The 12,210-nt window shown below is 60.0% G+C and carries 8 protein-coding genes; 5 read left to right on the top strand and 3 right to left on the bottom strand.

The window, feature by feature from the left end; genetic code table 11:
* Nucleotides 1-370: 370 nt before the first annotated feature.
* From ACEQFP_RS07460 to nifJ, 3 genes are all read left to right on the top strand, one after another.
* Nucleotides 371-1,297 carry a LysR family transcriptional regulator gene (locus ACEQFP_RS07460; protein ID WP_005294405.1) on the top strand — a complete coding sequence of 309 codons (927 nt, stop codon included), beginning with the start codon at nucleotides 371-373 and terminating at the stop codon, nucleotides 1,295-1,297.
* Nucleotides 1,298-1,696: 399 nt separating this feature from the next.
* Nucleotides 1,697-3,334 (top strand): NAD(P)-binding protein, encoded by a 1,638-nt coding sequence (locus ACEQFP_RS07455; protein ID WP_005288648.1) that lies wholly within the window; start codon nucleotides 1,697-1,699, stop codon nucleotides 3,332-3,334.
* Nucleotides 3,331-6,912, top strand: coding sequence for a pyruvate:ferredoxin (flavodoxin) oxidoreductase (nifJ, locus tag ACEQFP_RS07450; protein ID WP_047059402.1), 3,582 nt, complete (start codon nucleotides 3,331-3,333; stop codon nucleotides 6,910-6,912). Before ACEQFP_RS07455 ends, nifJ begins: the two co-directional genes overlap by 4 nt.
* 56 nt (nucleotides 6,913-6,968) lie before the next feature.
* Here nifJ and ACEQFP_RS07445 read toward each other — a convergent pair whose 3' ends face one another.
* The 3 genes from ACEQFP_RS07445 to mltB form a co-directional block, all read right to left on the bottom strand.
* Complete coding sequence (locus ACEQFP_RS07445; protein ID WP_035598790.1) at nucleotides 6,969-7,502, bottom strand: rhodanese family protein; 534 nt, start codon at nucleotides 7,500-7,502, stop codon at nucleotides 6,969-6,971.
* Nucleotides 7,503-7,514: 12 nt separating this feature from the next.
* Complete coding sequence (locus ACEQFP_RS07440) at nucleotides 7,515-7,823, bottom strand: helix-turn-helix transcriptional regulator (protein ID WP_005288659.1); 309 nt, start codon at nucleotides 7,821-7,823, stop codon at nucleotides 7,515-7,517.
* 162 nt (nucleotides 7,824-7,985) lie between these two features.
* On the bottom strand, nucleotides 7,986-9,074 hold the full coding sequence (gene mltB, locus ACEQFP_RS07435; protein WP_005288662.1) for a lytic murein transglycosylase B: 1,089 nt from the start codon (nucleotides 9,072-9,074) through the stop codon (nucleotides 7,986-7,988).
* Nucleotides 9,075-9,553: 479 nt separating this feature from the next.
* On the opposite strand from mltB, the gene ACEQFP_RS07430 reads away from it, so the two are divergent.
* Together ACEQFP_RS07430 and cstA are read left to right on the top strand one after the other, a co-directional pair.
* A complete protein-coding gene (locus ACEQFP_RS07430) occupies nucleotides 9,554-9,745 on the top strand; it encodes a hypothetical protein (RefSeq protein ID WP_005294393.1) in 192 nt (63 codons plus the stop codon).
* 326 nt (nucleotides 9,746-10,071) lie between these two features.
* The gene (cstA, locus tag ACEQFP_RS07425) at nucleotides 10,072-12,186 is read left to right on the top strand and encodes a pyruvate/proton symporter CstA (RefSeq protein WP_047059397.1); all 2,115 of its coding nucleotides are present in this window, start codon (nucleotides 10,072-10,074) and stop codon (nucleotides 12,184-12,186) included.
* Nucleotides 12,187-12,210 lie beyond the last annotated feature (24 nt).

The following is a 12,210-nucleotide window of genomic DNA, read 5'->3' as shown; positions in this document are numbered from 1 at the left end:
CACCCCGCCTCACCGTTATCACGGGACGCGTCGCCATCTGCTATCACACACGATCTCCACACCCGCCGGCGGGATAATAAAAGCGTAGCACAGGCTAAATAGGGCGCGGCCTGGCCAAAAGAACAGGACGAACGCCAAGAAGCATCGGTGCGACGGAATGACGATAACACCTTAAATCTGCTAAAAAAATCCCCGCTGAAAGCGGGGGAAAAAGGGGCAAGTGCCTCGCCGGCTCGGCCCATTGAGGCGCTCGCCCCCTGCAGCGGTTATCATTCGCCGGCATCATAGCCTGAGTCGCTGACACCATCAGCTAATATTTATGCTAAAGATATATATCGATATTGATATATATCTTATGGTCGAGTTCAGAATGAAAGATTATAAATTCGATGAGTTACGTATTGTGCTCGCCATCGCCGGGCAAGGGAGTATCACGCGGGCGGCTCAATTGCTGCTGATGCCCCAGCCTAACGTATCGCGCGCCCTGGCCTCCATCGAGCGTCGCTTAGGGCTGCCCCTATTCAACCGGCATAAACATGGCCTGACGCCCAGCGAATTCGGCCAGCACTTCCTATTACAAGCCGAACAGCTACTGGAACAACAACGTGCCCTGCAAGCACTCGCCGATCAACATAAACGTAGCCTCGCAGGGGGCGTCACCCTCGGCGCCCCCATCGGTATCCATGCCTTCCTGGCGCGTCATCTGCTGGCCCCCCTACAGGCGCAGATGCCCGAATTGGTCCTCGACCTGCGCACCCGAATCCCGAGCGCCACCGAGCGCCAATATGGCGCCATCTTCGACAGTGACTGCGACCTGCTGATCAGCCCCTTTCAGCCACAGAATGAAAATCTCATCGCGCGTCCGCTGATCGACTTCCGCATGGGGATCTTCGCCTCCGTCGATTACCTGGCGCACCATCCGCTAACCTTGCGACAGGCCGCCGATCTGGCGCCGCACCGCTGCATCACCCTCAGCATGCTGGGCGGTCAACGCAACCTATGGCGTTTCCGCGCTGCGCACGGTGAAATACAGCAGTGTGAGGTCAACGGTGTTTGTATCTGCGATAACCTATTGCCGGCCATCGAATTGGCCCGCCAGGGCATCGGGCTGCTCTATGCGCCCTATTACGCGGTGGCCGCCGATCTTCAGGCAGGAACGCTACAGGCCTGCCTGACGGACGCCGCGAGCCTGCCGATGCGGAGTTACCTGATCTACCGCCAACGCCACACCCTGCCGCACCGCGTCCAGGTGCTGGCTGAGACGCTCTTAAACACACTGCCGCGCCATGTTCCCTGAGGGGAATACATCCCATTTACACAGATTAATGGTTAATTATATGAGTTATTTCAATTAGCTACTTTCGCCGTCTCGCACCGGCATCCGAGCTGGCAAAATCGTCCTAATAGATTGATATGTAATATTATTTATTCTATTTCTAAAAAATAGAATGATTCGCCAGCCTCGCTCAGAAGAAGAAACGGCGCCATTATTGATCTGACGCAGTTTTTACCCGCCAGTTTGGCGTAATTTTATCCACAATCTCATTTTTATTGTTTGCCGCCCCGTACCCGCTTGCCACGCCAATCGCGTCGGGCCGCTATCTTTTATCACTCGACACCGACTGCTGCGCACTGACGCTGGCGGTCTGTTTTACGGTTGTCTCTTTCCCTGTACAACAACTGATAAAGAAGCAATATGATGAGCAAAAACCAACGTGATATGACGCTGCCACCGGATCTGGGCGCCACCCTCGGCACCGGCCCCATCCGCAGCCAACGCCCTGTCTATCAGGATTCCCTGCCACCCTGTAACCATGCCTGCCCCGCTGGGGAAAATATCCAAGCTTGGCTGGCGCTAGTGCAAGAACAACGCTATGAAGAAGCCTGGCAAACCCTCATCGCCAACAACCCGATGCCGGCGATCCATGGGCGCGTCTGCTACCACCCCTGCGAACAGGCCTGTAACCGCCTGCAGGCCGATCAACCGGTCAGCATCCATGCCGTAGAGCGCTTCCTGGGCGACATGGCCCTCGAGCAGCATTGGCGCCCACGCCTCGATGCCGTCGCCAGCGGCAAGAAGGTACTGGTGATCGGCGCCGGTCCTTCAGGCCTCTCCTGCGCCTGGCACCTGCGCCGCCTGGGCCATCAGGTCGAGATCCGCGAGGCGGGGCCGATGCCCGGCGGCATGATGCGCTTTGGCATCCCCGCCTATCGCATGCCGCGCGACATCCTCGATCGTGAAATCGACGCCCTCCTCGCCACGGGCATTACCCTCACCCTGAATCATAAAGTCGAGGACGTGCTACAAGAGATGCGCGATGGCGGCTTCGACGCCGTCTTTATGGCCATCGGCGCCCATCTGGCGAAGAAGACCGACATTCCGGCGCGCGAGGCCGGCAAGATCCTCGACGCCGTCAGCTACCTGGCCGCCGTCGAACGCGGTGAAGCCCCCCAGCTAGGGCGGCGCGTCGCCATCTATGGCGGCGGCAATACTGCGATGGACGCCGCACGCACCGCGCGCCGCCTCGGTGCCGATGAGGCGATGATCATCTACCGCCGTGACATGGCCCACATGCCAGCCCACGCCTTTGAGGCGGAGGAGGCGATGGAGGAAGGGGTCAAGATCAACTGGTTACGTACCATCCGTGACATCGACAGTACCACCGTTACCGTCGAACAGATGACCATCGACGAGCAAGGACGGCCACAGCCAACCGGCCGCTTCGAAACCCTACAAGCTGACAGTCTGATCCTGGCGTTAGGACAGGACGTCGATACACGCGTACTGACGCGTATCCCGGGGATCGCCCTGCGTCCGGACGGCATCGTCGAGGTGGATGAACACATGATGACCCGCGTCCCGGGGCTGTTCGCCGGCGGTGATATGGTTCCCTCCGAGCGCACCGTAACCATCGCCACCGGGCATGGCAAGAAGGCGGCCCACCACATCGACGGCTGGCTGCGTGGCCACCCCTATCACAAGGCGCCCAGCGGGGCGGTGTTGGAGTATCCCCGGCTGCACCTGTGGTTCAAGACCGATGCCGATGCCTCACGCCAACCGGAGGTCTCCCCCGAACAACGTGCCGGATTCGACGAGATCATCGGCGGACTGAGCGGCGAACAGGCCACCTATGAGGCCGCCCGCTGCTACTCCTGCGGCAACTGCTTCGAGTGCGACGGCTGTTACGGTGCCTGTCCTGAGGGGGCGGTGATCAAGCTAGGTAAGGGGCTGCGCTACCGCTTCGACTACGACAAGTGTACCGGTTGCCGCGCCTGTTACCTGCAGTGCCCCTGCCATGCCATTGAGATGATTAGCGAGGAGGAAGCCGAATGAGCCAGCCGGATAACGAGGTCATGCTAGACGGCAATGAAGCCGCCGCCTGGGTGGCTTATAAACTGAGTGAAGTCTGCGCCATCTACCCGATTACTCCCAGCTCTACCATGGCGGAGCTGGCGGACGAATGGGCCAGTCGGGGCATGCCCAACCTGTGGGGAGACATTCCCACCATCATGGAGATGCAGCACGAAGGCGGGGCGGCCGGTACGGTACACGGCGCCCTGCAAGCCGGTGCCCTCAGCACCACCTTCACCGCTTCCCAAGGGCTGATGTTGATGCTGCCCAACATGTATAAGATCGCTGGCGAGTTGACCAGCGCGGTGTTCCACGTCGCCTCGCGCTCACTGGCGACCCAGGGGTTGTCGATCTTTGGCGACCATCAGGACGTGATGGCGGCCCGCAGTACCGGCTTCGCCATGCTGAGCAGCGCCTCGGTGCAGCAGGCGCAGGATCTGGCGCTGATCGCCCATGCGGCCACCCTGGAGTCTCGCATCCCCTTCGTCCACTTCTTCGATGGCTTCCGTACCTCTCATGAAGTCAATAAGATCCATAAGTTGAGCGAGGACGATCTGCGCGCCATGATCGACGACGATCAGGTCCTCGCCCACCGTGCCCGGGCGTTAAACCCCGATCAACCGATGATGCGCGGCACCGCCCAGAACCCGGATACCTACTTTCAGGGACGCGAGAGCGTCAACCTCTACTATCAGCGGGTACCTGGCATCGTCGAGCGCCAGATGGCGCGTTTCGGTGAACTGACCGGGCGCCACTATCACCTGGTGGATTACGACGGCCCGGCCGATGCCCGCCATGTGGTGGTGGTGATGGGCTCCGCCTCCGCCACCCTGCGTCAAACCGCGGCCCTACTCAACCGCGACGGTGAGCACTACGGGGTACTGACGGTGCATCTCTATCGCCCCTTCCCCAGTGAGGCCTTCCTTCAGGCGCTGCCCGCCAGCTGCGAGGTATTAACGGTGCTCGACCGTACCAAGGAACCGGGCGCCCAAGGCGAGCCACTGTATCAAGACGTGTTGGCCACCCTGGTCTATGGTGTGCAACATGGCCTACGCCGCGCCTTGCCACGCCTAAGCGGCGGGCGCTATGGCCTGTCGAGCAAGGAGTTCACCCCGGCGATGGCGCGAGCCGTGTTCGAACAGCAACAGGCCGCCACGGCCCGTCCCTTCTTTACCATCGGTATCCACGACGACGTCGCCGGGCTGAGCCTGCCCTGGGACGTCGATTGGAAACCGGAACCGGACGATCAGATCCGGGCGCTGTTCTTCGGCCTCGGCGCCGACGGTACCGTCGGGGCGAACAAGAACAGCATCAAGATCATTGGCGGTCAACCCGATTACTACGCCCAGGGCTACTTCGTCTATGACTCGCGTAAATCCGGCTCACGAACCACCTCGCATCTGCGCTTCGGCCCGCGCCCCATCGACTCCCCCTATCTGATCGGTAGCGCCAACTTTATCGGTTGCCATCAGTTTAACTTTGTCCACACCGTGGAGATGCTGGAGCATGCGCTGCCCGGCGCCACCTTCCTGCTCAACAGTCCCTATCCGGCCGAGGAGGTATGGGGGCATCTGCCCGCCGCGCTGCAGCGCCAGATCCGCGCCAAGTCGCTGGCATTTTACGTCATCGATGCGGCGTCTGTGGCTCAGGCCGTCGGGATGGGCAGCCGCATCAACACCATTATGCAGACCTGTTTCTTCGCGCTCTCGGGGGTGATGGCGAAAGAGCAGGCTATCGAGCTGATCAAGAGCAGCATCCGCAAGACCTACAGTAAAAAGGGCGAGGAGGTGGTGCGCAAAAACTTCCTGGCGGTGGATAAGACCCTGGAAAATCTACACGCCGTCACGCCACCGCCCCGCGATACCCAGGCCGAGGAGCAGGGCTGGCAACTGCCCGCGAGCGCCCCCCGCTTCGTGCGTGAGGTGACCGCAGCGATGTTACTCGATCGCGGCGAGCGTATCCCGGTCTCGCTGATCCCCGCCGATGGCACCTACCCCACCGGCACCACCCGCTTCGAGAAGCGCAACATCGCGCTGGAGATCCCCATCTGGCGCCCCGAACTGTGTATTCAATGCGGTAACTGCGCCTTTGTCTGCCCGCACGCGGCCATTCGCGCCAAGTTTTATCATCAAGATCGGCTCACTGGCGCACCGGATGACTTCCGCTCTGCCCCGATCAGTGCGCGTGGCTTCCCCGAAACACGCTACACCCTCCAGGTCTATCCCGAGGATTGCACCGGCTGCGGCTTGTGCGTCGAAGCCTGCCCGGTACGCCACAGCGAGCCGGGTCAAACGGAGCCCCAACGGGCCATCAGCATGCAGGAGAAGTTGCCTCATCTCAACGCAGAAAAACGGGCGCTCGACTGGTTCGAACAACTCCCTTGGCCCGATCGGGCGCGAGTGGATTTCTCCAACGTACGCGGCGTGCAGTTCCTCGAGCCGCTGTTTGAGTTTTCCGGCGCCTGTAGCGGCTGCGGCGAAACGCCGTATTTGAAAGCCCTCAGCCAACTGTTCGGGGATCGTATGATGGTGGCCAACGCCACCGGTTGCTCCTCCATCTACGGTGGCAATCTGCCGACCACACCCTGGAGCCATAACGCGGAAGGGCGCGGCCCCGCCTGGTCCAACTCGCTGTTCGAAGATAACGCCGAATTCGGTCTGGGCTTCCGCCTGGCCGCCGATCAACACCGTGCGATGGCGCAGACGCAACTCCAGGCGCTGGCCCCACAGATCGGGGAGGCGCTGGTCAGCGAGATCCTACAGGCCCCGCAACAACGCGAGAGCCAAATCCGCGCCCAACGCGCCCGCCTACAACAGGTACGGGAGCGACTGAGTGCGCTGCGCGGTGCGCAGGTCGATAACCTGCTGAGCCTGTTGGATCACCTGGTGCGCCGTTCGGTGTGGATCGTCGGTGGCGATGGCTGGGCCTATGACATCGGATCCTCTGGTCTGGATCACGTGTTGGCCTCCGGGCGTGATGTCAATGTGTTGGTGATGGATACAGAGGTCTACTCCAACACCGGGGGGCAGATGTCTAAATCGACCCCTCTGGGTGCGGTGGCGAAGTTTGCCGCGAGCGGTAAGACCATGGCGAAGAAGGACATTGCCATGCAGGCCATCGCCTACGGCGACGTATATGTGGCACGCATCGCCTTCGGCGCCAATCCGCAGCAAACACTGGAGGTGCTACGCGAGGCGGAGGCCTATCCGGGCCCCTCGCTGATCATCGCCTACAGCCACTGCATCGCCCACGGCATCGACATGCGTCAAGGGCTGTTACAGCAGAAGCGCGCGGTTTATGCCGGCCATTGGCCATTGATGCGTTACAACCCGGTATTACGCGAACGGCACGTCAATCCATTCATCCTCGATAGCCTACGGCCATCCCTGCCGTTGCTGGAGTACCGGCAACATGAGACCCGCTACCAGTCATTGATGCGCGCGCACCCGCAAGAGGCGCAACGCATGATGGCCAGCGCTCAACGGGTGGTCGATCTACGCTGGGCAGAGTATGAGGCGATGGCGCAACGTGACGAGAGCGCCTTCCCGGATACCCACTAAGCAGTACCCTTACCGCCGCCCGTGCGCTCGCCGGGCGGCGATTAGATACGTTGCGATTAGCGGCTCAGGCCACGATTCCACGGCATCTTCATCAACAGACGCGCCATACCGCAAAAACCACTCACACCGGCAAACAACAGTCCCGCGCCGACAAAAGCGGAGAGCAGGAAAAAGCCCGTCGACACGCCATATCCCAGAATCACCCCCAATAACACCAATGAGCCGGCGGCGATCTGCACCTGACGCATCAGCGGTAACGGTTGACGCCGATCCTCGATCGTCGGCAGACCGGCCTGTTTCCAGCCATTCAGCCCCCCCTGCAACACATAGGCTGGCGCCGGGGCGACGCGTGATGCCAACAGCGCCGCATGGCTATCCGAACGCATCCCGGATTGACACATGAAGATCACCGCCGTCTCCGGTTTTAATGCGGGTAAGGCGCTGCCTTGTTGCCACTGGGTCAACGGCACCAACGTCGCCGCGGCGACATGTTCACGCGCATACTCCTGCGCGTCACGAATATCGATCAGTTGCGCGCCCTGAGCCACCATTTCACTGGCCTGACGTGCGTTAAGCACATTGACTTGCATGACAACCTCCCGTTATGGGCAATAGTGTGTTTTCAGCGTGGCGATCAGTTGCGCGACGGCTGGATTCTGGATCATGTAACGCACATGGGTACCTTCACGGACGGAGTCGATCAGCCCCTCGGCTCGCATGCGTGCCAGATGCTGGGACGTCGCCGAGGGGGTCAGTCCGACCGCACGCGCCAAGTCGCCGGCACCGGTGCGGGGCTGCCCCAACAGGATGCACAGGATCAACAAACGTTGCGGATGCCCCATCGCCTTCAGTAAGGCCGCCGCCTGACTGGCACTAGCCTGTAGCTGTTGCAACTCGCTCGTCTCGCTCATCGTCGCCCCATAGTTTAGATAATACTTAATTAAGAAAATACTAAAATATAAAGCGGTACTTGGCAAGCCGATATCGCGCAATGATGTTCAGGGAGGGCAAGAAAGGGGGACTCCCGCCAGCGCGGATGCTGAGCGGCGGGAGCGATACGAGCAGAGGGCCGATCAATGTCCCGCCGAACGGGCCACCGCTTCACCCAACTGCCAGACGGCCATGGCATAGTGGGTACTGTGGTTATAACGGGTGATGGTGTAGAAGTTGGGCAAGCCATACCAATATTGATAGCCATTCCCGACATCGAGACGCAACAGGCTAGCCTGGCGATAATCCCCCAGCGATCCCTGAGGCGTCAAACCCGCCTGTGCCAGATCGCTCAGCGTATAGCGCGTCTTGAAGCCATGATCCAATCCCGGCGCCTGCCCCTTTGCCGGCACCGCCACGACGCCATTCGGCGTCCAGCCATGCCCCTTAAAGTAACTGGCCACGCTGCCGATGGCGTCCACCGGGTTCCACAGATCGACATGTCCATCGCCGTTAAAGTCGACGGCATAGGCTTGGAAGGCCGACGGCATAAACTGGCCATATCCCATGGCCCCGGCGAACGAACCGCGCAACGTCAACGGATCTTTCCCCTCTTCCCGTGCCATCAGTAGGTAGGTTTGTAGCTCGCCACGAAAATAGTCGGCACGCCGTGGATAGGCGAAGGCCAAGGTCGCCAGCGCATCGATGGTCCGCGTCTTACCCATCACTCGCCCCCAACGGGTCTCCACCCCGATGATACCGACGATGATCTCGGGTGGCACACCGTAGATCTGCTGCGCGCGCAGTAACTCGGCATAGTACTGATTATAAAACTGTACCCCATTCTGGATGTTATCCGGGGTGATAAACTTGGCGCGGTAGCGTAGCCAGGCGCCATTGGGGCCAGCGGCTGGCCGGCCCGTCGGGGCCTGACGATCCATCAAACGCAGCACGTAGTCCAAGCGTTGGGTCTGCGAGAGCACCGTGGCGAGTTGCTGACGATCGAAGCCATATTGCTGCACCATCTCATCGATAAACTGAGCGGCGGCGGGATCGCGGGCAAAGTCACCATTAGGCTGGTAGTCGTTATGTTCCGGCTGCAACACAAAGCCACCGCTCTGACTACGGCTCAAGGCCTCCGCCGCCGTCTCTGGGGTGGCGTTTTTCGCAGGATGATTGCTACAGGCACTGAGCAGAGTGATCAGGGGGATAAGTACGATTAATTGACGCATGATAATTCCATAGGATCAGGTCAAATAGATTGGAGTAACGTAATGGTAGAACATTGCCCGCAGCGAGAACATCCCTACCATGCCTGTATGCTGCCTCTCCGTTTGCGCAATCGGCGTGACCATGCATGCGCGATACCATAATCGCGCGTTATCACCCACAATAAAAAGGGTTATTTTTTATAAACTGTTAACAATGGCACATTGTTCCCCCCCACTCTGCAGAGTAAAATAACTAACGCTGACGCGCCATCGCGCGCATCATGCACCGTAGGGCGGCCTCTGCCGCTATTCGGCTGTGAAGATTGTTACATATTGCAGGCCATTGCGCGTTGCGCAAACGCGGCGTATCCATCATCATTCCGATGGGTTCCTTGCCGGCAGGCAAAACCGCTTCACGCCGCCCACGATTATCTCAACGCAGTTAACCATCGCGCCTGACCGGCAAAGTCATGCGCATGTCGACCTTCAGGTTATAAAAAATGAATCAATCTCAAGACGAAACCTATTGGAAATTCTATAACACCACCAATGGTCAATGGCGCTGGTGTAAAGTCGAGAACACCGGCTATATCATCTGTTGCTCGGAAAAGACCTTCCGCCAACGCGCCGAGTGTATCCATGATGCTCAGGCGCACGGCTACGAAAGCCCGCGAGAATTAACTCACGCCTGATCGACCGCTTCGGAGGCCGATGATGCTCGGCCTTCGCATGTTCTCTCCTCGTACTCTCTCCTCCCTTCCTCACTCGACACGGGCTCATCCCCAAGACGGCTCGCGCATACCCCTAGCCTTCTCATGCCTTCTTCCCCGCCCTATCACGTAACAAGCCCTCGCGTTACATCAATGCAGAGATGATCAGTGATCACTCCTGCAATCCCACAGCAATATTGCAAAATGTAACCATGTCGCTGGCGCGATCCACTATGCTCCACTATGCGGCGTTAACTATTTGCAACCTCATTGATCTATGCATAAAAAATAAAGGCTAAAGGAATGTTATGGATAAGATCGGCAAATACCTCATCTGGATCGTACTGGCGCTACTCGGCGCCGCCTCTCTCGCCTATATCGCCCTCCATCGTGGAGAACAGATCAACGCGCTGTGGATCGTCATCGCGGCGGTTTGTGTCTATCTGATCGCCTACCGCTACTATGGGCTGTATATCGCTCGACGGGTATTGGGCGTCGATGCCACACGCATGACCCCGGCGGTGCGTCATAATGACGGCCTGGATTACGTGCCGACGGATAAGAAGGTGCTCTTCGGCCATCACTTCGCGGCTATCGCGGGCGCCGGTCCCTTGGTCGGCCCCGTGCTCGCGGCGCAGATGGGCTACCTCCCCGGTATGCTGTGGTTGCTGGCCGGTGTGGTGTTAGCCGGGGCGGTACAGGATTTCATGGTGTTGTTCGTCTCCACGCGACGCGATGGCCGCTCACTGGGTGAGCTGGTTAAAACGGAGATGGGTAACACCGCCGGGGTGATTGCCCTGGTCGCTACCTTCATGATCATGGTGATCATCCTGGCGGTGCTGGCGATGATCGTGGTCAAGGCGCTGACACACAGCCCCTGGGGAACCTATACCGTCGCCTTTACCATTCCACTGGCGCTGTTCATGGGGATTTATACTCGCTACCTGCGCCCAGGGCGCATCGGTGAGGTGTCGATCATCGGCCTACTGTGTCTGATCTTCGCCATTATCTCCGGCGGATGGGTGGCGGAAAGTCCGACCTGGGCGCCCTACTTTGACTTTACCGGCGTTCAGCTCACCTGGCTGCTGGTAGGCTACGGCTTTGTCGCCTCGGTGTTACCGGTATGGCTGCTGCTGGCGCCACGCGACTACCTCTCCACCTTCCTCAAGATCGGCACCATCGTCGGACTGGCCATCGGCATCCTGATCATGCGCCCGACGCTACAGATGCCGGCGCTGACCCGCTTCATCGACGGCAGTGGGCCGGTCTGGGCGGGCGATCTGTTCCCCTTCTTGTTTATCACCATCGCCTGCGGCGCGGTCTCCGGTTTCCACGCACTCATCGCCTCCGGCACCACCCCGAAGATGCTGGCCAACGAGAACCAAGCCTGCTTCATCGGCTACGGTGGCATGTTGATGGAATCCTTCGTCGCCATCATGGCACTGGTTGCGGCCTGCGTCATCGATCCGGGGGTCTACTTCGCCATGAATAGCCCGCTGGCCCTGCTGGCACCCGCCGGGAGCGTCGATGTGGTGGCCTCCGCCGCGCAGGTCGTCAGCGGCTGGGGCTTCCACATCACCCCCGATGCCCTACACGCCATCGCCGAGGAGGTGGGGGAACAGAGCATCATCTCACGCGCCGGTGGGGCGCCGACCCTGGCGGTCGGCATGGCCTATATCCTGCATGGCGCGCTGGGCGGGCTGATGAATGTGTCGTTCTGGTATCACTTCGCCATTCTGTTCGAGGCGTTGTTTATTCTGACGGCAGTCGATGCCGGTACCCGAGCGGCACGCTTCATGCTGCAAGATCTGCTGGGGGTGATCTCGCCATCGATGAAGAAGACCGACTCGTTGCCGGCCAATCTGTTGGCCACCGCGCTGTGTGTGTTGGCCTGGGGGTACTTCTTGCACCAAGGCGTCGTCGATCCACTCGGCGGCATCAATACCCTGTGGCCCCTGTTCGGCATCGCGAATCAAATGCTGGCCGCCATGGCGCTGATGCTGTGTGCCGTCGTGCTATTCCGCATGAAGCGCCAAGCCTATGCTTGGGTCGCCCTGTTACCGACCGCCTGGCTGCTAGTCTGCACCATGAGCGCCGGTTGGGAGAAAACCTTCAGCAGTGATGCGCGCGTCGGTTTCCTGGCCGTGGCCAACAAGTTCCAAGCGATGATCGACAGCGGCAACATCCCGGCACAGTACACCCAGACACAACTGGCGCAATTGGTATTCAACAATCGTCTGGATGCCGGGCTGACCCTGTTCTTCATGCTGGTGGTCGTGGTATTGGGGCTCTTCTCCCTGAAGTGTGCACTGGCGGCGCTACGCAACCCACACGCCAGCGCCCATGAGGTGCCCTATCAGCCGTTGCCCACGCAAGCGCAGGCGGATACGCCTCTCTCGCCGGGCCATCGCCGCCAAGCTTAACCCCTATCCCCCGGCGCTAAAGCG

Source organism: Edwardsiella sp. A.80236, assembly GCF_044540725.1.
GTDB lineage: Bacteria > Pseudomonadota > Gammaproteobacteria > Enterobacterales > Enterobacteriaceae > Edwardsiella > Edwardsiella tarda.
Note: the sequence above shows the minus strand (reverse complement) of the source record. Positions and strands in the feature narration are given on the sequence as shown.

Excerpts from the sequence above, each read along its gene's own strand:
- ACEQFP_RS07460 (WP_005294405.1), top strand. The coding sequence starts at position 371 with ATGAAAGATTATAAATTCGATGAGTTACGTATTGTGCTCGCCATCGCC.
- ACEQFP_RS07455 (WP_005288648.1), top strand. The coding sequence starts at position 1,697 with ATGATGAGCAAAAACCAACGTGATATGACGCTGCCACCGGATCTGGGC.
- nifJ (WP_047059402.1), top strand. The coding sequence starts at position 3,331 with ATGAGCCAGCCGGATAACGAGGTCATGCTAGACGGCAATGAAGCCGCC.
- ACEQFP_RS07445 (WP_035598790.1), bottom strand. The coding sequence starts at position 7,502 with ATGCAAGTCAATGTGCTTAACGCACGTCAGGCCAGTGAAATGGTGGCT.
- ACEQFP_RS07440 (WP_005288659.1), bottom strand. The coding sequence starts at position 7,823 with ATGAGCGAGACGAGCGAGTTGCAACAGCTACAGGCTAGTGCCAGTCAG.
- mltB (WP_005288662.1), bottom strand. The coding sequence starts at position 9,074 with ATGCGTCAATTAATCGTACTTATCCCCCTGATCACTCTGCTCAGTGCC.
- ACEQFP_RS07430 (WP_005294393.1), top strand. The coding sequence starts at position 9,554 with ATGAATCAATCTCAAGACGAAACCTATTGGAAATTCTATAACACCACC.
- cstA (WP_047059397.1), top strand. The coding sequence starts at position 10,072 with ATGGATAAGATCGGCAAATACCTCATCTGGATCGTACTGGCGCTACTC.